General features: G+C 68.5%; 18 protein-coding genes and 1 pseudogene. 9 read left to right on the plus strand and 10 right to left on the minus strand.

All coding sequences use genetic code 11. The features are described from left to right. Nucleotides 1-123: 123 nt before the first annotated feature. A complete protein-coding gene (gene purM, locus AC5592_RS27715; protein ID WP_051024195.1) occupies nt 124-1,242 on the plus strand; it encodes a phosphoribosylformylglycinamidine cyclo-ligase in 1,119 nt (372 codons plus the stop codon). Between the two features lie 297 nt (nt 1,243-1,539). Here the strand turns inward: purM and AC5592_RS27720 are convergent, their stop codons facing one another. From AC5592_RS27720 to ygfZ, 4 genes and pseudogenes are all read right to left on the minus strand, one after another. After that, entirely contained in the window at nt 1,540-1,746 is a 207-nt protein-coding gene (locus AC5592_RS27720) for a DUF3073 domain-containing protein (RefSeq protein WP_036497777.1), read from the minus strand. A 185-nt stretch (nt 1,747-1,931) separates the two neighbouring features. Beyond that, entirely contained in the window at nt 1,932-2,894 is a 963-nt protein-coding gene (locus AC5592_RS27725) for an asparaginase (protein ID WP_063065926.1), read from the minus strand. A gap of 203 nt (nt 2,895-3,097) precedes the next feature. Beyond that, a pseudogene (locus AC5592_RS27730) lies at nt 3,098-3,736 on the minus strand (MOSC domain-containing protein); the annotation flags it as partial. Nucleotides 3,737-3,759: 23 nt separating this feature from the next. Further along, nucleotides 3,760-4,875, minus strand: coding sequence for a CAF17-like 4Fe-4S cluster assembly/insertion protein YgfZ (gene ygfZ / locus AC5592_RS27735; protein WP_371507507.1), 1,116 nt, complete (start codon nt 4,873-4,875; stop codon nt 3,760-3,762). 165 nt (nt 4,876-5,040) lie between these two features. Here ygfZ and AC5592_RS27740 point away from each other — a divergent pair, with 165 nt between their 5' ends. From AC5592_RS27740 to cydC, 5 genes are all read left to right on the plus strand, one after another. Beyond that, complete coding sequence (locus AC5592_RS27740; RefSeq protein WP_036497786.1) at nt 5,041-5,955, plus strand: aminodeoxychorismate lyase; 915 nt, start codon at nt 5,041-5,043, stop codon at nt 5,953-5,955. Between the two features lie 166 nt (nt 5,956-6,121). Continuing rightward, entirely contained in the window at nt 6,122-7,570 is a 1,449-nt protein-coding gene (locus AC5592_RS27745; protein ID WP_063065927.1) for a cytochrome ubiquinol oxidase subunit I, read from the plus strand. 10 nt (nt 7,571-7,580) lie between these two features. After that, nucleotides 7,581-8,642 carry a cytochrome d ubiquinol oxidase subunit II gene (gene cydB, locus AC5592_RS27750; RefSeq protein WP_063065928.1) on the plus strand — a complete coding sequence of 354 codons (1,062 nt, stop codon included), beginning with the start codon at nt 7,581-7,583 and terminating at the stop codon, nt 8,640-8,642. Between the two features lie 6 nt (nt 8,643-8,648). Then, nucleotides 8,649-10,661 (plus strand): thiol reductant ABC exporter subunit CydD, encoded by a 2,013-nt coding sequence (gene cydD, locus AC5592_RS27755; protein ID WP_063920407.1) that lies wholly within the window; start codon nt 8,649-8,651, stop codon nt 10,659-10,661. After that, nucleotides 10,658-12,391, plus strand: coding sequence for a thiol reductant ABC exporter subunit CydC (gene cydC / locus AC5592_RS27760; protein ID WP_084507303.1), 1,734 nt, complete (start codon nt 10,658-10,660; stop codon nt 12,389-12,391). The genes cydD and cydC overlap by 4 nt, the downstream gene beginning before the upstream one ends. A gap of 356 nt (nt 12,392-12,747) precedes the next feature. Here cydC and AC5592_RS27765 read toward each other — a convergent pair whose 3' ends face one another. The 6 genes from AC5592_RS27765 to AC5592_RS27790 form a co-directional block, all read right to left on the minus strand. Further along, complete coding sequence (locus tag AC5592_RS27765; protein ID WP_063011839.1) at nt 12,748-13,491, minus strand: heme-binding beta-barrel domain-containing protein; 744 nt, start codon at nt 13,489-13,491, stop codon at nt 12,748-12,750. A gap of 214 nt (nt 13,492-13,705) precedes the next feature. Then, the gene (locus tag AC5592_RS27770; protein ID WP_036497793.1) at nt 13,706-14,011 is read right to left on the minus strand and encodes a DUF1416 domain-containing protein; all 306 of its coding nucleotides are present in this window, start codon (nt 14,009-14,011) and stop codon (nt 13,706-13,708) included. A 6-nt stretch (nt 14,012-14,017) separates the two neighbouring features. Then, entirely contained in the window at nt 14,018-14,851 is an 834-nt protein-coding gene (locus AC5592_RS27775; protein ID WP_036497794.1) for a sulfurtransferase, read from the minus strand. 64 nt (nt 14,852-14,915) lie between these two features. Continuing rightward, the gene (locus AC5592_RS27780) at nt 14,916-15,401 is read right to left on the minus strand and encodes a DUF4395 domain-containing protein (protein ID WP_036497797.1); all 486 of its coding nucleotides are present in this window, start codon (nt 15,399-15,401) and stop codon (nt 14,916-14,918) included. A gap of 359 nt (nt 15,402-15,760) precedes the next feature. Next, nucleotides 15,761-16,207: a thioredoxin family protein gene (locus AC5592_RS27785; RefSeq protein ID WP_036497799.1), complete on the minus strand. Its 447-nt coding sequence runs from the start codon at nt 16,205-16,207 to the stop codon at nt 15,761-15,763. After that, nucleotides 16,204-17,010, minus strand: a complete 807-nt coding sequence (locus AC5592_RS27790; protein ID WP_036497841.1) for an LmeA family phospholipid-binding protein — start codon at nt 17,008-17,010, stop codon at nt 16,204-16,206. Before AC5592_RS27790 ends, AC5592_RS27785 begins: the two co-directional genes overlap by 4 nt. Before the next feature lie 301 nt (nt 17,011-17,311). Between AC5592_RS27790 and AC5592_RS27795 the strand changes: the two genes are divergently transcribed. The 3 genes from AC5592_RS27795 to pstS all read left to right on the plus strand — a co-directional run bounded on the left by AC5592_RS27795 (nt 17,312) and on the right by pstS (nt 20,629). After that, a complete protein-coding gene (locus tag AC5592_RS27795) occupies nt 17,312-18,085 on the plus strand; it encodes a winged helix-turn-helix transcriptional regulator (RefSeq protein WP_036497800.1) in 774 nt (257 codons plus the stop codon). Nucleotides 18,086-18,295: 210 nt separating this feature from the next. Beyond that, nucleotides 18,296-19,288 (plus strand): mycothiol synthase, encoded by a 993-nt coding sequence (gene mshD, locus AC5592_RS27800; RefSeq protein ID WP_063065929.1) that lies wholly within the window; start codon nt 18,296-18,298, stop codon nt 19,286-19,288. A 228-nt stretch (nt 19,289-19,516) separates the two neighbouring features. Continuing rightward, nucleotides 19,517-20,629, plus strand: a complete 1,113-nt coding sequence (pstS, locus tag AC5592_RS27805) for a phosphate ABC transporter substrate-binding protein PstS (protein WP_063065930.1) — start codon at nt 19,517-19,519, stop codon at nt 20,627-20,629. Nucleotides 20,630-20,717 lie beyond the last annotated feature (88 nt).

Genomic DNA, 20,717 nt, shown 5'->3' on the forward strand with positions numbered 1-20,717 from the left:
GGCGGATGTGACGGTAGCCTCGAATCCGTACGTGCAGCCCAATACCGGTGCAGTCTCGTTATCCGGCTCCGGTAGCGTGATCAGGCATCTGTCCGCCGATTCGGTTTGGAGCTTTCCCGAACAATGACTGAGCAGACCCCGAGTGGTGCCGGTGTGAACGACACCGGCGCCGACGAGGCCCAATCCGGAGGCGCGTCGTATGCCGCCGCCGGTGTCGACATCGAGGCCGGCGACCGCGCAGTCGAGTTGTTCGCGCCGCTGGCCAAGAAGGCCAGCCGGCCCGAGGTGCAGGGCGGTCTGGGCGGTTTCGCCGGATTGTTCGCGCTCAAGGGTGGCTACCGGGAACCGCTGCTGGCCGCCTCCACCGACGGTGTGGGCACCAAGATCGCGGTCGCGCAGGCGCTGGACAAACACGACACGGTCGGCCTGGACCTGGTCGCCATGGTCGTCGACGACCTTGTCGTCTGCGGCGCGGAACCGCTGTTCCTGCAGGACTACATCGCGGTCGGCAAGGTGGTTCCGGAACGAGTCGCGCAGATCGTGTCCGGTATCGCCGAGGGCTGCATCCAGGCCGGATGTGCGCTGCTGGGCGGCGAGACGGCCGAGCATCCGGGCCTGATGGGCGCCGACGACTACGACATCTCCGCGACCGGCGTCGGCGTCGTGGAGGCGGACGAGGTGCTGGGACCGGACCGGGTCCGCCCCGGCGACGTCGTCATCGCGATGGGCTCCTCGGGCCTGCATTCCAACGGCTACAGCCTGGCGCGCCGGGTGCTGCTCGACATCGATCGGATGGCGCTCACCGGGCACGTCGAGGAATTCGGCCGCACCCTGGGCGAAGAGTTGCTGGAACCTACCAAGATCTATGCCAAGGATTGTCTGGCGCTGATCGCCGAGACCGATGTGCGCACCTTCGCACACGTCACCGGCGGCGGCCTGGCGAACAATCTGGCTCGCGTGCTGCCGGCCGGGCTCGTCGCCGAAATCGACCGCGGCACCTGGAATCCCGCGCCGATCTTCAAGCTGATCGCGCAGCGCGGCCGGGTCGAGCGGGCGGAGATGGAGAAGACCTTCAACATGGGCGTCGGCATGGTCGCCGTCGTCGCCCCCGAGGATGCCGATCGTGCGCTCGCGGTGCTGACCGCGCGGCATATCGAATGCTGGACCCTGGGATCGGTCAAGAAGGCCAAGGACGCCGACGCCGCGCGCGTGGCGCTGCTCGGCGAACATCCCCGATTCTGACCGGAAATACGATCGCCTCCTCGACCCGGGTACGGCCCGGTTCGGGGAGGCGATTGTCGTTCGGTTGAGCCGCTGCGGCATCCGAAGGCGACCGGCGGAAGCGCGGCCGGGCGGCAATGTGCCGAGGCACGTTCAACGCGGGTAGTGCCGCCCTCGGTATCACTGATACCCGCGGCGGCAACCCGTACTACGAGCCCTCATCGAGGTGGGATCGGTCGACCCTATCGGCCGAAAACGCTGCGCGACGTGCGAAGGGGGAGGCCCCTCAGGCCTCCCCCTGCAACGCGTCGATCGGAGTCAGCGGCGCCAGTCGTCGTAGTCCTCATCTTCCTCCCAGCGCTTGAGCGATTCGTCCGAATCGTGTTCTTCGGACAGCACACCGCTCCGCCGGGGGGTGTGCCCCGACAGCTCGCGCTGAAGGCTCGCGAAGTCGGTCGACGGCGAGCTGTACTTCAGCTCGCGTGCAACCTTGGTCTGCTTTGCCTTAGCCCGGCCACGGCCCATGGCTGACCCCCTCGCGTCACTGCGGGGCGGCCTGGGGTGGTTGGCGGCCCCGTTCGAATTAATAATCTTCCTGACAGACACTTTAGCGTGTGTCACGCGGTCGCGCTTCCAGGAGTGGGTGAAGACTGCGGAACATCCACCGTCGGCGGGGCGGTCGAACGGGGCTTCGGCGAAATGGTGAGTCTCTACACCGCACCCGGGATTGCCCGGATGATGCCGACCCGCGCCCCGCCGCCCAGTACCGGCGGCCCGGCGAGCGCGGTGTGGGCCTCGGTCCACTCGACCCCCATACGCTGGAGAATCGCCTGCGTCAGCGGCATCCGGGCGCGGTCGTGGCCGTCATCGATCTTGTAGGCGAAGGCGCGGCCGTCCGGTAGGGCCCCCGCGTGCACACCGTCCGCCCCGATCTTGCAGACCAGTCCCGGGGTCGCGCGCATGGTCTCGAGATCGGGGGCGTCCGTGCCCGAAATCACTCGGGGGTGGTGGCGAATCGCGTCCGCGACCCGGCGTTCCGGCGATCCGGGGGCGGCGGTGGCGAGACGGGCGTAGGCGCGGGCCAGATTGATCAGCGAGACCGGGACGATCGGCAGGCCGCAGCCGTCGATGCCGAGGTCGGTCTCGGGTTCGCCGGTGATGTCGGCGATCGTCGCCGTGACCGCCTGCTGCAGCGGATGGGAGGGGTCGAGATATCCGGTCGCCGGCCAGCCGTTGACCACACAGGTCGCCAGCATCGCGGCATGTTTGCCCGAGCAGTTCATGTAGATCTTGCGGGGGGCCGAGTGACGATCGCGCCCGGCCAGCGCCTCGGCGCGGGCCTGTTCGCCCATCGGCAGATCCGGCGGGCACTCCAGGCTGTTCTCGTCGAAGCCGAAGCGCTCCAGCAACCGCCGTACCAGCGCCAGATGGTCGGGTTCGCCGAAATGCGAGGCGGTGGCGATGGCCAGTTCGGCCTCGTCCACCGGCTCGAAACCGTTGCGCAGCAAGGTGATCGCCTGCATGGGTTTGTTGGTCGATCGCGGGAAGATCGGCAGATGCACCTCACCCAGGGCGAGCGAGGGCTCCCCGTCGGGTTCGACGATCACCACCGACCCGCGGTGCACACATTCGCGGAAGCCGGAGCGAACCACTTCCACCAGTTCCACACTCATGGCCGGTCTCCTCCCTCCGCGCTGCCGGCAGCCGTCGCGCCCGATGCCTCCGCCCGCAGCACCGCCCCGCTCGGCATCGCCGAGTGCGGCGTTCCGGCCCCGGTCGCCGCCGGCTTCGACGCCGTCCGGCCGGCCGTCGCATCCGACCTCGCCGCGATGCCGAGCCCTTCGGAGGGCGCGGTGGTCCGCGCCGCGTTGGCGGCCCGCCGCGCATGCCGGGCGATCTGCATGCGCACATCGTCGGAGATCGTCGGTTCGGCGGCGAGCAGATGCTCCAGCCGGGCCGGATCGTGGCCGGTGAACAGGTCGCGGACCGTGATGCCGTGTCCGGGAATGTGTTCGACGTGCACCCGGTCACCGGCCCCGATCGTGCCCTCGGTCAGCACACGCAGGTAGGCGCCGGTATCGGCCTGCAGGGTGAAGCGCTTGACCCACTGCTTCTCACCGGACCAGTGCCCGAAGGTCGCGCACGGCACGCGCGGTGCGCTCACCTCGAGCACCGCCTCACCGACGCGCCACCGTTCACCGATCACCGCATCGCTGACCGGCAGCCCGGTCACCCGCAGATTCTCACCGAACCAGCCGGGAGCCAGTGTGCGGCCCAGTTGCTCGCCCCACTGCCGCGCGTCCTCGTCGGCATAGGCGTAGACGGCCTGGTGGACGCCGCCGTGATGTTTCGTATCGCAGACGTGGTCACCGGCCAGGCCCAGTGTGCGGACCGCGACCCGGTCGGCGACCGGGCGCTTGTCGATCGCGGTCCGGCCGACCCGGCTCACCTTCGCGGGCACCTCGAGTTCGGCATGCAGAACGCAGACCGCGAGCACGTGGCCGATCGCGCCGATTTCCCGGGGCGCTGCGGGCGCGCTCACCGGCCGCGCAACTTGTCCACGGCGAGCCGGCCGGCCTGCGGCTCGTCATCGGACGGGATCGAATCCGGATCGATGGCGGCGGCCATCGGACCGGCCTCCAGCCGGGTGTCGGCGGGAATGGCGCGTTTGATCAGCGCGAGTGCGATCGGCCCCAGTTCGAAATGGTCGATCACCGTGCCGAGCCGGCCGACCGCGCGGCCGCCGGCGGTCACCGCGTCACCGGCCGCGGGCCGGGCATCGGCGGAGCCGTCCAGGTGCAGCAGCACCAGATGCCGCGGCGGTTTACCGAGATTGTGCACGCGGGCGACGGTTTCCTGCCCGCGATAGCAACCCTTGTTCAGATGGACCGCGCCGAATTCGTCCGGGCCGCCGATCCAATGGGCCTCGTGCGGAATGGTCCGATCGTCGGTGTCGACGCCGATACGCGGGCGTAGCGCGGCCACTCGCAGCGCCTCGAATGCCCACAGGCCGGCCGGTTCGGCGCCGGCCGCGGTCAGCGCCGTCCACAGCTCGCTCAACCGCTCGCGCGGTACGACCAGGTCGTAGGAGTCCTCGGTGGGCCACGGCATCCGGCGCAGGAATCCGCCGCCGGGCAGGGCGACCGCGCCGTACACCTGCGGCAGGGCCGCGATTCCGAGCGTCTCGGTCAGGTCGCTCACCCGCGGTCCGAGCAGGCTCAGGACCGCGTGATCGGGTGCGGCCTCGGGTTTCGCGTCGGCCCAGAAGACCATCTTCTGCAGGAAGTCGAGCAGCGCGGGGCCGCGGTCGGCTTCGGTATCGATCCACACCGTGCCGTCGAGCTCGGTGAGCACGAAATGGTGCTGGACGCGTCCGTTGAGGTCCAGATCCAGATTCTCGGCGGACCGGCCGTCGCTCAGGTCGGCGATGTGCTGGCTGGAAATCGTGTGCAGCCAGCTCAGCCGTTCGGCGCCGGTGATCCTCGCCACGAAACGGTGGGAACGGTCCACGAGAGCGACACGCTGGGCCGCGGCACGCTGTTCCCCGAAGGGATCGCCGTAATGCCAGGCGACCGCGGCATCGGGACTTTCGGGCGGGCCGGGCACGGCCCCTGGGAGACCGAGCAGTGGACTGGGGGCGGCAACCACGGACACGTTTTCCACAATAGGCGGTCGCGCCGACCCGCGCCGCGCAGCGGGTTGCCGCAGGTGTGCGGTGAGTATGCCGTGGATACGCCTGTGGGCGCGGGGCTCGCCCGGGCGTTGCCGGACGATTGCGTACCCACGCCTGGAGCGCTCGATTCGCCTAGGCTGCCACGCATGGTGGATCGAGTTCTGGTGACACTCGACGGTACCGTCCGGAATCCGGACGAGCCGTTGCTCTTCGCGGACGACATCGGCGCGTTGCGCGGCGACGGCGTCTTCGAGACGGTGCTGGTGCGTGACGGTAAAGCGAGTGCATTGGAATTACACCTGGCTCGGCTACGCCGCTCGGCCCAGGCGCTGGACCTGCCGGACCCCGACGTCGCCCAGTGGCGCACCGCGGTGGAATCCGCGGTCAAGGAATGGGGGTCCGACCGCGAGGGCGTGCTGCGCATGATCGTGACCCGGGGTCGCGACGGCGCCGAGTCCAGACGGGTCGGTTCGGGCGAACTGTCGGGCCCGGCACCGGATCTCACCGGCTACGTACTGGTGAGCGCGGTCGCCGAGCGGGTGAGTAAGGCTCGCGCCGAAGGTATTTCGGTGATCACCCTCACCCGCGGCATCTCCACCGAACTCGCGACCACCGCTCCGTGGCTGTTGCTCGGCGCCAAGACGCTCTCCTATGCGACGAATATGGCGGCGCTGCGCTTCGCGGCCCGCCAGGACGCCGACGACGTGATCTTCACCAGCACCGAGCATCGCGTGCTGGAGGGACCGCGCTCGACGGTCGTGATCCAGCGCGACAAGCAGTTGCTCACCCCGCCCGCGCGCGACGGCGTGCTGCCCGGCATCACTCAGCGAGCCCTGTTCGCCGAGGCGGGGAAAGCCGGCTGGGACTGCAGCTACAAATCGCTGTTCACCGCGGATCTCGTTACCGCCGATAGTGTTTGGCTACTGTCGAGCATCACGCTCGCCGCGCGGGTGGCGACGTTGGACGGGCTGCGGATGTCGGCGCCGGATTGTGCCGAGGAGATCGCGGATCTGGTGAATCGCGGGATCGAGCGAGCCTGGAATATCGCCGACTGGACCTGATTCGATCGTCGTGTCGGAGCGTCGGATCGGAACTCGTTACCGCGCAGCAATAATTGTTGGAATGTCGTGACGTAGGACTCGTTGCTCCACGGCTGTTCCGGCGTAGGCTCTACTACGACATGTCGTAGTACGTGTGGATGTCCCGCATGACACAGGAGGCCGCCGGATGGATGTCGTCGACGTCTCACGTTGGCAGTTCGGGATCACGACCGTCTATCACTTCATCTTCGTGCCGCTCACCATCGGCCTCGCGCCCTTGGTCGCCGGGATGCAGACCGCATGGGTGATCACGGGTAAGGATCATTGGTACCGGCTGACGAAGTTCTTCGGCAAGTTGTTCATGATCAACTTCGCGCTCGGCGTCGCCACCGGCATCGTGCAGGAGTTCCAGTTCGGTATGAACTGGAGCGAATACTCGCGCTTCGTCGGCGATGTCTTCGGCGCTCCGCTGGCCATGGAGGGCCTGGCCGCGTTCTTCCTGGAATCGACCTTTTTGGGCCTGTGGATCTTCGGCTGGTCGCGGCTGCCGAAACTGGTCCACCTGGCCACCATCTGGCTGGTCGCGATCGGCGTGAACGCCTCCGCCTACTTCATCATCGCCGCAAACTCGTTCATGCAGCATCCGGTCGGCGCCCGCTACAACCCCGAATCCGGCCGCGCCGAACTGGAGAGCATCGGCGCCCTGTTGACCAACAACACCGCGCTGGCGGCCTTCCCGCACGTCGTCGCGGGCGCGTTCCTCACGGCCGGCACCTTCGTCGCCGGTATCGGCGGCTGGTGGATGGTCCGCAACGCCCGCTCGGGTCATCCGGAGTTGATGGCGGAGGCGCGCGGTATGTGGCGGCCCGCCGCCCGCGCCGGGATGTGGGTGATCGTGATCGCCGGTATCGCGCTGATATTCACCGGCGACATCCAGGGCAAGCTGATGTTCAAACAGCAGCCGATGAAGATGGCCTCGGCGGAATCGTTGTGCCACACCGAAACCGATCCGGACTTCTCGGTGTTGACCGTCGGCACCCACAACAACTGCGACAGCATCACCCGCGTCATCGAGGTGCCCGGTGTGCTGCCGTACCTCGCCGAAGGCAAATTCAGCGGCGTGACGTTGCAGGGCGTCAAGGACCTGCAGGCGAGCTACAACGAGAAATTCGGACCGGGTGACTACCGGCCCAACCTGTTCGTCACCTACTGGACCTTCCGCGCCATGATCGGCTGGGCGGCCGGTTCCGCGGCAATCGCGCTGCTGGGCTTCTGGCTGACCCGGCGTGGGAGGGTACCGGATCAGCCCTGGTTCAAATGGCTGAGCCTGATCTGCATTCCGACGCCCTTCCTGGCCAACAGCGCGGGCTGGGTCTTCACCGAGATGGGCCGGCAACCGTGGGTGGTCGCCCCGAATCCGACCGGTAACCCGGCCATCCGGATGACCGTGCAGCAGGCGGTCTCCGGGCATACCGCCGGCACCGTGCTGACATCGCTGATCATCTTCACGCTGCTGTACGGCGCCCTGGCGGTCGTGTGGTTCTTCCTGATGCGGCGCTATGTGATCGAGGGACCCGAACAGCCACCCGCGGAGACGGAAACGCCTGCGGTCGAGAAGCTTTCGTTCGCGTACTGAGGAGCCGAGGATGAGTCTGCCCGAATTCTGGTTCTTGCTGATCGGTGTGCTGTTCACCGGCTACTTCGTGCTCGAGGGTTTCGATTTCGGCGTCGGCATACTGATGCCGATCATCGGCCGCGGCGACCAAACGCGAAAACGCGCCGTACTCAACACGATCGGGCCGGTCTGGGACGGCAACGAGGTGTGGCTGATCACCGCCGGCGGTGCGATGTTCGCCGCTTTTCCGGAGTGGTACGCCAGCCTGTTCTCCGGGTTCTATCTGGCGCTGCTGCTGATTCTGGTGGCGTTGATCGTGCGCGCGGTGGCGATCGAATGGCGCGGCAAGATCCATGATCCGCGCTGGTACAAGTGGTGTGACGCCGCGATCGTCTTCGGTTCCTGGGTGCCCGCGCTGGCCTGGGGGCTGGCCTTCGCGAATATCGTGCACGGAGTACAGCTCAACGCGCACAAGCAGATCGAGGGCGGTCTGCTCGGCTTGATCAACCCCTACGGCCTGCTCGGCGCCCTGACGCTGCTGCTGTTGTTCATCCTGCACGGCGCGGTGTTCATCGCCTTGAAGACCGGTGGCGATATTCGCGAGAGCGCCGAGCGGATCGCCCGGGTTGTCTGGTTGCCCGCCACCGTGGTCGCCGGCGCGTTCGCGCTGTGGACGCAGTTGGCCCACGGCCAGGGCTGGACGTGGATTCCGCTGGGCGTGGCGGTCTTCGGCCTGCTGCTCGCGGGCGGTGCGGTGCTTCGGCACCGTGACGGCTGGGCGTTCACCGGCACCGCCGTCACCGTGGTCGCCGCGATCGTGCTGCTGTTCGGCGCGCTGTTCCCGTACGTGCTGCCGTCCACCATCGACGCCGCCTACGGGCTCACCGTCGACGGCCGGATGGTCGACGGGCATCCCACCGTCAGCGCGTCCTCCACGCACTACACGCTGGTCGTGATGAGCTGGGTCGCGGTGGTGCTGACCCCGGTCGTGCTGATCTACCAGGGCTGGACGTACTGGGTCTTCCGCAAACGCATCACCGTCGAGCAGATTCCGGCGCCGATCGGCCTGTCGATGCGCAGCGGCGCGCGGTAGGTCCCGATGGCCCGACCCGTCGATCCCCGGCTGTGGCGCCACGCCCGCTCGGCCCGCCGCTACCTGATCATCAGCGTGGGACTGTCGCTGGTGATCACGGCGGGCATCGTGGTCGCGGCGCTGATGCTGGCCCGGATCGCGGCGGGCGTCATCACCGATCCCGGCCTGCGCACGGTCGGCGCGTGGACGACCGAGTCGGCGATCCTGGCGGCGGCGATCGCGGTGCGGACGCTGGCGAGTTGGTGGCAGTCGCGGCTCGCGCATCGGGCCGGCGCGCAGGTGGTCGCGGAATTGGAGACTTCCGTACTGGCCGCCGGAGCCGCCCTACCGCCGCGCGAAATGGAAAGCCGGCGTACCGAACTCGCGGTGGTGGTCGGCGACGGTCTGGGCGGTCTGCGCGCCTATCTCACCGGCTATCTGCCGGCGCTGCTGCTCGCGGTGCTGGTACCGCCCATCGTGCTGACCGTGATCGCCGTGCACGACCTCACCGCGGCGATCATCATCCTGGTGACGCTGCCGCTGATTCCGATCTTCATGATCCTGATCGGGCTGATGACCCAGGGCCGTGCCGCCGACGCCCTGGCCGCCACCACCCGGCTGTCGGAGCAGATGCTCGACCTGTTCGCGGGGATGCCGACGCTGCGGGCGCTCGGCCGGGAAACCGGTGTGGCCGAAGACGGTTCGCCGACCATGCGGCATCGGGTCCGCGAGCTGGGCGAGGCGTTGCACAAGCGGACCATGGCCACCCTGCGGATGGCGTTCCTGTCGTCGATGGTGCTGGAAATGCTGGCCACCCTGTGCGTGGCGCTGGTCGCCGTGTCGATCGGCATGCGGCTGGTCTTCGGGCATATGGGGTTGTACGCGGGCCTGCTGGGCCTGATCCTCGCCCCGGAGGTCTATCTGCCGCTGCGTGCGGTGGGGGAGAGATTCCATGCCGCGCAGGACGGAATGGCCGCTGCCGAACGGGCTTTCGCGGTATTGGACCCGGACGGCTCGGTGGCGGTCCCCGCGCCCAGCGGACCTCCGCGAGCAGATGCCCACACCGCTCGGCGATCCGGCGAGCCGCCCGCGGTGCGAGTCCCGGTGACGGTCGAACCGGGGGCCGGAGATATCGAGCTGTGTGACGTGTGGGTGCGCGCGCGGGACGGGCACGCACCCGCCGGATTGTCGGGTGTGCTGCGTCCGGGGGCGGTGACCGCTCTCGCCGGCCCCAACGGCAGCGGGAAATCGACTGCGCTACAGGTGATATTGGGTTTGATGGCACCGGACCGGGGTGCGGTTCTGGTGGGCGGGCGCCCGGTCGGCGAGTTCGATCCGGACGCATGGTGGTCGCATATCGCCTGGTTGCCGCAACGCCCGGTGCTGCTGCCCGGCACCTTGCGCGAGAACCTCGAACTCTTCGGCGCCCGAGCCCGCGACGCCGGGTGCGGTGAGGGCGGCGACGAGGCGGCCCGCCGCGCCGACGCCGTCGACAAGGCCTGCGCGGCAACGGGTTTCGACGCGGTCCTCGCCGAACTTCCGGACGGGTGGGACACCGTGGTGGGCCCCGGCGGCCTCGGCCTGTCGCTCGGCCAGCGCCAACGCCTGGCATTGGTGCGCGTGCTGGCCGCCGACCGGCCGATACTGCTGTTCGACGAGCCCACCGCCCATCTCGACGAGCGCAGCGAAGCCACTGTTCTCGCCGCCCTCACCGAACAGGCGCGCGCGGGTGCGACGGTCGTCGTGGTAGCGCACCGGCCCTCGGTGCTCGCCATCGCCGATCACATCATCGAGGTACCCGCGCGGACGGAGCCGAAGCCGGCGGAACAGCGTGCCGCGCAACGGGAGTCGGACGATCCCGGACTTCGCCGGGCGCAGCCATCGATCGACGGGTCCGGCGGCTCTCGGGCGTACGACGACGTCGAAGCAGGGCTGACGCATCGGGTCGGCGAGCTGCGGCGGGGCGATGCGCCCGCCTCGGGCACGCCCGTTGCGCCGATCGGAGTCGGCCCGACGAAGACGGGGGAGTGGACGCCGTGAAATCCCTGTGGGCCGAACTGCGCGAGCTGCGGCGAGTTTCGGAGATCTCTCCGTGGCGCGTGGTCGTATCGATCTGCTGGGGGACGATCGCGCTGGGCAGTGGACTCGCGCTGGCGGCGCTGGCGGCGTGGCTGATCGCTCGGGCGTGGCAGATGCCGCCGGTGCTGGACCTCACTGTCGCCGTGGTCGCGGTGCGGGCGCTGGGTATCTCCCGCGGGCTGTTCCGCTACATCGAGCGGCTGGCGAGCCACGATGTGGCACTGCGCGCGATGACCACCGCCCGTACGTCGGTGTACGCGGCCCTCGCCCGCGCCGATTTCTGGACGCTGCGACGCGACGGCCGGTCCGAGGGCCGTCCGGACTCGGGTAGCGGTGCCGGACGGGGGACCGGTCTGCTGCGCCGGGGCGATCTGCTCACCCGGATCGGTGCGGATATCGACGACCTGGGCGCCGTGGTCGTGCGGGCGGTGGTTCCCATCGCCGTGGCGATCCTGCTCTCGGTCACCGCCGTCGCCCTGCTCGCCACCATTTCCGTACCTGCCGGTGTGATCCTCGCGGTCGCCCTGCTGGTCTCCGGCGGGTTCGCCCCCTGGCTGTCCGCGCGGGCGGCCAGGGACGCCGAACTGGCCGTGCAATCCGATCGTGCCGAGTTCCGGGCCGCGGCCGTCACCGTGCTCGATCACGCCGCCGAGCTACGGGTCGCCGGCCGGCTCGACGCGGCGACGACGGCAGCCACGACCGCCTCGGCACGCGCGGTACGCGCCGAGGACCGAGCGGCCGCACGCAGCGCCTGGACCGCCGCGGCGACCCCGCTGTCCGTCGGAGCCAGTGTGCTCGGCGCGTTGCTCATCGGAATCACGTTGTACGGCAACGGCTTCGGCGCACCGTCCGAGCCGCTGCAACCCGCACCGGCCGGCGGTATCACCCCGATGGCCTTCGCGATACTGGTGCTGCTGCCACTGTCGGCATTCGAGGCCGTGGCGGTGCTGCCGACCGCCGCGCAGGCCCTCACCAAGGGCCGTGCCGCCCTACGCCGCATTCGTGCCCTCGACCCGGCCGAGTCGGCGCGGGCGGTCGCTACCGACGACGTCGTGACCGACGACGATGCCTCGGCGCCGGCCGATCACGCGTCCGGTGATCTGCGGGCCCGCCTGATTCGCGCGCTGCCCGACCTGCCGCCGGGCCGCCGGATCGCGGTGGTCGGTCCGAGCGGGGCGGGTAAGACCACGCTGCTGATGAGCTGGGCCGGACTGTTCGACACACCGCGCCCCGGCCGGACCTTCTTCGCCGAGGATGCCCACGTCTTCGGCACGTCCGTCCTGGAGAACCTCCGGGTGGCCCGCGGCGACGTGACCGATGCGGAGGCAGAAAACGCCCTGCGTGCGGTCGGTTCCGGTCCGTGGCTCGACGTCCTGCCGGAGGGTGTGGACACGGATCTGGTCGGCGGCGCGGCCGCACTCTCGGGCGGGCAGCGCCGCCGTCTGCTGCTGGCGCGCGCACTCGTCGCTCCTACCGACACCCTGCTGCTGGACGAACCGACCGAACATATGGAGGCGGCGGCGGGTGCCGAACTGCTGCGCGCACTGCTCGATGAAACCAGCGGTCTCGTCGACCCGGACCGCACGGTGGTCGTCGTCACCCACCAGCTGCCCCCGGACCACCGTGCCGACACGGTGGTCACGGTCGCACCCGGCGGCGAGATATCGATCACTCGCCGCGTCTCCGCCTGACCCGGCGAATGCCCAGGTCGGCACCGGAATTCGGCTCTGCGAAAAATCCGTTGCAGCCCCGCGTCCACGGCCGGTAGTTTCGTCTGTACACGGGAAAGGAGGTGGTTCGAAGAATGGATATTCAGAGGACGCGTGAGGTGGCTGCCGGTTGAGCGCCACAGCCGCGGTCCCCGTACCGCGGCCCGCTGCAGTGGATTCGGTCCCCGCGCGAGCGCTGAACTAATCCAAGGCAGTCACCCGGCCCCCGAGCCCCCGGTTTGTCCGACCGGGAATCGCGAGAGACGAGATCTCCGCGGTAAGGCTCGGGGGCCGTACCCGTTTCCGCCTCGCCGCGTATTCGGGGGTTTGGGCTCGGCTCAGCCGATGTAGCGCTGGAGGCGGGCGGAGAGGCGGGGCTTCAGGGCGCCGTCGGCTTCCACTCGTTCCTCGACGTAGCCGAGGTCGCCGCCTTCGACGATGCCGTACAGGCGTTTGGCGCCGCCGACCACCGCGCCGGACTGGCTGCGGATCACGACATCGGTGGCCAGTTCCCAGGACGACTGGGTGAGGGCCTGACCGTAGAAGAGTTCGACGATTCCGGAGCTGTGGGTCAGCAGGAGTTCGATGACCTCGTCGTCGCCGTCGATGCCGACCCGCCAGAAGCCGCTTTCGCGCAGATCGGGGCCGGAGTAGTTGCCTTCGGCGTCGATGACCCAGGAACGGGAATCCCAGGCCAGATAGTCGCCACCGTCGTGGGAGACGATGATCTGCTGCCCGAAGTGGTAGTCGCCGCCGCGCTCGGGATCGTTGCCCTCGCCTTCACCGCGCCAGACGCCCACCAGGGGCAGCAGCGCGAGCATGGAGGCGCTCAGATCGGGACCCAGCCGCAGATTCGCGGTGTCCTCGGGCAGCGGCAGACCCGGCAGCTGCGGGATGTTGCGGCCGCCGGTCGATTTGGCGCGCTCGGCAGCGTCGGCTACCGCCTCGTCGCCACTGCGGCGAGCCGCATCGTCGGGACTGCGGCGAGCCGCGTCGTCGGGCTCGCGGCCCTCGGCGTGCGCCTGCGAGGCGTGACCGTTGGTCGCTGCGTTTTCGACGTTCTCGCTCGCCGAATCGGTCACGACTCGGTGAAGAGCCGGTAGAGGACGTAGAGCCCGAACCAGGCGATCAGCACGGAGCAGATGACCAGCAGAATCTCGAAGGTTAAGACCACATATCGGAGTTTAACGACCCGCTCGGCGAAGACGAAAACGGCCCCGGGAAAACGAATCCCGGGGCCGTTCGCGTGCGATGAGCGCAGTTTCCGGCGCCTGCCGGCGACGCTCCGCGTCGGTGTTACTTGGCGACGCTCACGTCGACGTTGTGGACGCCCGCCCCTTCGGGGCTGACCTTGGCCGAACCGTTGCCGGCCGACGACAGGGCCCGGATGGTCCAGGTGCCGGGCGCGGCGAAGAAGCGGAAATCACCGGTGCCGGAGGCCACGACCTCGGCGGTGAACTCGTCGCTCGAGTCCAGCAGGCGGACGAAGGCGCCGCCTACCGGGTTACCGTCCGCATCGAGGACGCGTCCGGTGAGGACGGTCTCCTTCTCGGTGTCGACGTTGGCCGGAAGGGCCTGACCCTGGGTAGGTGCTGCACACATATCTATTTACGCTCCCAACTCGATCGGTGCACCGACGAGGGAGCCGTATTCGGTCCAGCTCCCGTCGTAGTTCTTGACGTTCTTGTGGCCCAGCAGCTCCTGCAGCACGAACCAGGTGTGCGACGAGCGCTCACCGATGCGGCAGTAGGCGATGGTCTCCTTCTCGCCGTCGAGGCCCGCTTCCTTGTAGATGGAAGCCAGTTCCTCGTCGGACTTGAAGGTGCCGTCCTCGTTCGCGGCCTTGCTCCACGGCACGTTGATGGCGCCGGGGATGTGGCCGGGACGCTGGCTCTGCTCCTGCGGCAGGTGCGCGGGAGCGAGAATCTTGCCGGAGAACTCGTCGGGCGAACGCACGTCGACGAGGTTCTTGACGCCGATGGCCTGGATGGCGTCGTCGCGGAAGGCGCGGATCGACAGGTCCTGCTCGGAGGCCTTGTAGGTGGTCGCCGGACGGGTCACCGCATCGGTCGACAGCGGGCGGGCGTCGAGCTCCCACTTCTTGCGGCCGCCGTCGAGCAGCTTGACGTTCTGGTGACCGTAGAGCTTGAAGTACCAGTACGCGTAGGCCGCGAACCAGTTGTTGTTGCCACCGTAGAGAACGACGGTGTCGTCGTTGCCGATACCGCGGGCCGACAGCAGATCCGAGAACTGCTCCCGGTTGACGAAGTCACGCCGAACCGGATCCTGCAGATCCTTCTTCCAGTCGAGCTTGACGGCACCTTCGATGTGGCCCGTGTCGTAGGCGGAGGTGTCCTCGTCGACCTCGACGATCACGACGCCGGGGGTGTTGAGGTTCTCTTCGACCCAGTCTGCGGAGACCAGGACATCGGAGCGAGCCATGTTGTTCCTTTCGATGTGACTTGCCGGGGTATGTGGAGAGATGAACGGTGGATTGTGGGGCCGGTCAGTTCGTCGAGCTGCTCGAAGCGACCGGGGTTCGCGAGGTGAACCGCTGGGTGAGGGGATAGATCTTGCAGCCCAGGCAGATTCCGAACGCAGCGTTGAGGAACGCCGCGAACAGTGCGAAGGCGGTGAAGATCGCGCCCACCACGCCGGATCCGGCCGCGAAGCCGACGAAGCCGACGATCGCGAACACGAAACCGACCAGCTGCGCGAACCGCAGCGGCGGCACCGGCTCGGTCTCGGTCGCCGGGCCGACACGCGGCGCGACGAAGGTGGCGAACAACCACCCGTAGGGGCTGCGCCGCGGACCGTACAGCGCGCCGAGCGCGAAGACGATCGCCTGCACAGCGATCAGCACCGCCGCGGCGGCCGTGGAGAAGGCGGAGACGATCAGGACCAGCACGAGGACACCGGTGGTGATCCACGCCGCGAACCGCGGTCCGCGGACGTCCACCTGACCGGTGGGTGAGTTGGTGTTCTGAGGCACGGGGGCTCCTGCGCTGAAGGAAGGCTTATCTGGCTTATCCGGTTGCGGGTTATCCGTCAGATAGGTCGGATCACCGGGGGATCGACGAGATCTCACACGCGGTGGAGAAACCGGTCGGCGGCAGGGATACGAAAGGCCGACCGGCTACATGCACAGGCAGCAACAACCGCCGAGGCGGCACAGATCGACTGTGCGGCGTCGGGTGAGCATCAGCTCTCGGCGGGTTTGCACGCCAAGCAGTTTACCCGGTTTCGGGAGGGAATTGGACCCGGGGTACGAAACTCGACCCGACGCCGGGCGCGTGGACGGCTCGCACGCCGCGCGCAAAGATGTTCGGAAAGCCCTCGTGAGCAGGAGGTTCAGGCCGCCTCGGGGACCGTCAGCGGCGCAAGGGCACTACGCAGATCGGTGGCCTTGGGCACACCGGAGATCCGGAACCGCTCACGCCCGTTGGCGTCGAAGACGAACGTGGTGGGCAGCGACAGGACGTTGAGTTCGCGCGCGAGTTCGGCCTCGGCGTCGATATCGATCTCGACGTCGCGGGGCGGCCGCACGGTATCGGCCAGATCGGCGACCACTCCGGCCACCACCCGCCGGACCGCGGCGCAGGGACCGCACCATTCGGCGGAGAAGTGCAGAACGGTCGGCACCGCCTCGGTGACACCGACCGCGCTGAGCAGTTCGGTGCGCGAACCCGCGATCTCGGTGGTGCCGGCCGGCCGCACGCGGCCCTCGCGGTAGCGCAGGGCGATACCCGCGGCCACCCCGGCCAGCAGGACGACGGCCAGAATCGTGAGTTCAATCATGGTCGGGCAAACCTGTCCATATCAATGCGAATATTCTCCCCTTCCCCCTCTACCACGATATTGCCGCCGATGGCCTGCACCTTCTTCGGGGGCACCCCGAACGGCAGATCCTTGGTGTCGATGGTGCGGGTGAAGCGGGCCAGGACCGCGGCCTTGTCCAGGTCGGGACCCAGTTCGGCGGCGGTGGTCGTCGGCGCGTTGCTCTCGACGCCGCCGTGATAGAGGTCGGTGGCGACCAGTTTGATCTGATCGCCGTCGAGGAACAGATCGGCCTTCACGCTGACCCGATCGGTACTGCGGGTCTCGGGTCCGAGCTGGATGGTGCCGGTGAGGACCAGCGCGCCCTGGGTGGTCATGCCGGAGCCACCGGAACCGCCGGTGCCGTCGGATTTGTCGGCCGGGCGGGTGACCACCTCGAGGTCGGGAATGTTGAACAGCCGTCCCAGTTCGACCGGTTCGATCCGCATCCGGCCGGCCACCTGGTCGACCATCACCGAGCGCATGTCGTTGTCCACCAGATCGTGCATCGACAGGTGGACGCCGTTCAGTGTGGCTTCGACCAGGATTTCGCCGGGAATGTCGGGGCGGTTCGCGCGCGCCCGGATCTCGAGATTGCGGTAGTCACCGCGCGCGGTCTGGGCCAGGAACGGGAATCCGTGGATGGTCACCTCGGGATCGGCGCTGAGTTCACCGCCGGCCCGCAGCGACCGCGAAACCCGGTACTCCGAGTAGGCCGCCGCAGTGAAATCGACCACTACGGCGATCGCGACCACCAGCAGCAGCCCGACGATCAGTTTTCTCATCCACATGCTCCGAGTTCAGGCCGTCCGGGCGCGCGGTACACAGCGGTCGCGCGCGGAGGGGTGCGAGGCGTGGGTGTCCCGAGGAGAGGCTACCCGGTACGAAGATATCTGCCCGGACCGTGCCGGCCGCGCGGGTGTGGGCCCGGCGGTGGCCATCACCGCTGGTCCCCGTGCGAGTGCGGAATACATGATCGGGGCCCCGCACGCGCTAATGTAGGCACGAATTACCTGTGCCGACGCGCATGGATTCGCGAATGACGTCGAGGTTGCCCGCGGACATGCCAGATTGGGAGGAGAGCCGGTGGAGCTGCTCCTGCTGACCTCCGATCCGAACCCGGAAGCCGTGCTGCCGTCCCTGGCGCTGCTGCCGCACAACGTGCGGCCCGCGCCCACCGAGGTGGCGTCGCTGCTCGAGGCGGGAACCGCGGATGTGGCTCTGGTCGATGCCCGCACCGATCTGGCCGCCGCGCGCGGACTTTGCAGACTGCTCGGCAGCACCGGTTCCTCGGTGCCGGTGGTGGCGGTGCTGACCGAGGGCGGTCTGGTGGCGGTCAACGCCGATTGGGGGCTGGACGACATTCTGCTGCCGGGAACCGGCCCCGCGGAACTGGACGCCCGGCTGCGTCTGCTGGTCGCCCGCAACGGCGGCGCGGCCAGTCCGGAGAACACCGGCAAGATCACGCTCGGCGAACTGGTCATCGACGAGGGCACCTATACCGCGCGGTTGCGCGGCCGCCCGCTCGACCTGACCTACAAGGAATTCGAGCTGCTGAAATATCTCGCGCAGCACGCCGGCCGGGTCTTCACCCGCGCGCAGTTGCTGCAGGAGGTGTGGGGTTACGACTTCTTCGGTGGCACCCGCACGGTCGACGTGCACGTGCGGCGGTTGCGAGCCAAACTCGGCAGCGAATACGAGTCGCTGATCGGCACCGTCCGCAACGTCGGTTACAAGGCGGTTCGCCCGGCGCGCTCGGCCAACAACAAGGGCGGTGAGCAGGCGGCCGGCATACCGGACGAGGGCGACGACGGCGCCGACGACAACCAGTTGACCCAGGTCAACGGCAGTCCGTCCTGAGGCCGGTGGGCCGGGACGCGAACGGGATGCCGGTGCGGTGGGCGCGGCCCGGACGATCGGCCGGCGAAAAGGATTGCGCCGAAAGGACACCCGCAGCCGGGACGGGTGTTCGCCGCAGGCGGGAATCAGGGCGGTAGCCGAGCCGGTTGTCGGAAGGGCCGGTTGTCGGAACAGCCGGTGTGCCGGCGGATGTGAACGGATGAGCGAGGGATGGGTGTGAGCGTGCAGGTGCCGGACTGGACCACCGAATTGGCTCCAGCGACCGCGGCCAAGATCGTGGACCTGGTGGAACGCGCGGGTGCCGCCGACGCGGTCGCGCCGATCTCCGAACAAGCGGTGCTCTCGGTGACCGCATCCGGGCAGGCCGATGTCGATACCGATACCGATACCGATACCGATGCGCCGGTCGGGCGGACGCGGCACCTCGCCGTCGAGCGCGACGGCGAACTCGTCGCGTACGCGAATCTCGTTCCCGCGCACGGTGATCACCCGGCGATGGCCGAGGCCGTGGTGGATCCGCGGGTGCGCGGACGCGGGATCGGCGCGACGCTCGTCGCCGCGGCCCTCGACGCGGGGGGCCCGGGTGCGCGGATCTGGGCGCACGGCAATCTGGCGCCGGCGCGGGCGGTCGCGGGGCGGCTCGGACTGACCGTCGCGCGCGAGCTGTGGCAGATGCGACGGGCCCTGACGCAGGCTCCGGACGGCGATCGGGCAACCGCTGAGCTACCGGAATTGAAGGTGCCCGCCGACATCGTGCTGCGGACCTATGCCGGGCCCGCCGACGACGCGGAGATTCTGCGGGTCAACAAGGCCGCCTTCGACTGGCATCCCGAACAGGGCGGCTGGACCGAGGCCGAGATCGCGGTCCGGAGGGCGGCGCCCTGGTTCGACCCGAAGGGGCTGTTCATCGCCGCCGATCCCGCGGATCCCACGCATATTCTGGGCTTTCACTGGACCAAGGTGCACGACCCGGACGAGAACTCGGACGCGGTCGGGGAGGTCTACGTGGTGGCCATCGACCCGGCCGCTCAGGGCCGCGGTCTGGGGCGCGTGCTCACCCTCGCGGGCCTGCACTATCTGCGCGATCGGGGTCTCGGCGCGGTGATCCTCTACACCGAGGCCGACAACACCGCGGCCGTGCACACCTACACGCGTCTCGGGTTCGAGACGGCCCACATCGACGCCGCCTACACCGCCCGGTGATTCGCTCGCAGTAACGCTGCGGCAAATCTCACAGGTTTGAACCGCAATCGCGCCGGGTTGTTCACTCTGCGTTCACTTGCCCAGGTCCCGCTGTCAACCGGACGAATCTACTTTGATCGTGGGCGGCATTCGCTGCTCGGTGCGCAAGTTCTCTGCGAACGGCCACCCACTGGACTCGTCCGGTCGTTGAGGGATCGGACGCGTACGAAGCGTTTCCCGGAGGAACAGGTGAATTTCAAGCGCAGCGGCGCTCTCCTCGGCGTGCTGGCGGCAGCCGGCACTCTGACACTGACTGCCTGTGGTAGCGACGACAACTCGGCCGCGACCGGTAACACCACCAAGGTCGACGTGGCCTGCGGTGGCAAGAAGGCTCTGAAGGCCAGCGGATCCTCCGCTCAGAAGAACGCGATGGACCGCTTCATCGCCGCCTACGAGCAGAACTGCGACGGCGCGAAGCTGGACTACACCTCCAGCGGCTCCGGCGCCGGCGTGAACGAGTTCGTCGGTGGCCAGACCGATTTCGGTGGTTCGGACTCGGCTCTGGACCCGAAGAAGGACGAGCCGAAGAAGGCCGCCGACCGCTGTGGCGCACCGGCCTGGAACCTGCCGACGGTCTTCGGTCCGATCGCCGTCACCTACAACCTCGACGGTGTCACCAACCTGACCCTCGACGGCCCGACCGCGGCGAAGATCTTCAACGGCACCATCACCAAGTGGGACGACCCGGCGATCAAGGGCCTGAACCAGGGCGTGAACCTGCCGTCGGACCAGATCCACGTGATCTTCCGCAGCGACGAGTCGGGCACCACCGACAACTTCCAGCGTTACCTGGACGCCGCCTCCAACGGTGCGTGGGGCAAGGGTGCGGGCAAGGCGTTCGCCGGCGGTGTCGGCGAGGGCGCGAAGGGCAACGAGGGCACCTCGGCCGCCATCAAGAGCACCAAGGGCTCCATCACGTACAACGAGTGGTCCTTCGCGCGGTCGCAGAACCTGTCCACCGCGCAGATCATCACCGATGCCGCCGTGAAGCCGGTGGCGCTCAACGCGGAGTCGGCCGGTAAGGCCATCGCCTCCGCGAAGATCGTCGGCGAGGGCAACGACCTGATCATCGACACCAAGTCGTTCTACAAGCCGACCGATCCGGGCGCCTACCCGATCATGCTGGCCACCTACGAGATCGTGTGCTCGAAGTACGCCGACGCCGACACCGGCAAGGCCGTCAAGGCGTTCCTGACCTCGGCGATCTCCAACGGTCAGAACGGCCTCGAGGACTCCGGCTACGTGCCGATCCCGGATGCGTTCAAGACCAAGCTGACCACCGCGATCAACGCCATCTCCTGATTGCGAAACCCATGACCGTCCACGACGAAGTCACCGCCGCGGGCCAGTCGGATTCGACCGGCCCGCGGACGGGCAACGAAGTCCCGCC

It is taken from the genome of Nocardia violaceofusca NBRC 14427, assembly GCF_963869435.1.
GTDB classification, from domain to species: Bacteria; Actinomycetota; Actinomycetes; order Mycobacteriales; family Mycobacteriaceae; genus Nocardia; species Nocardia aobensis.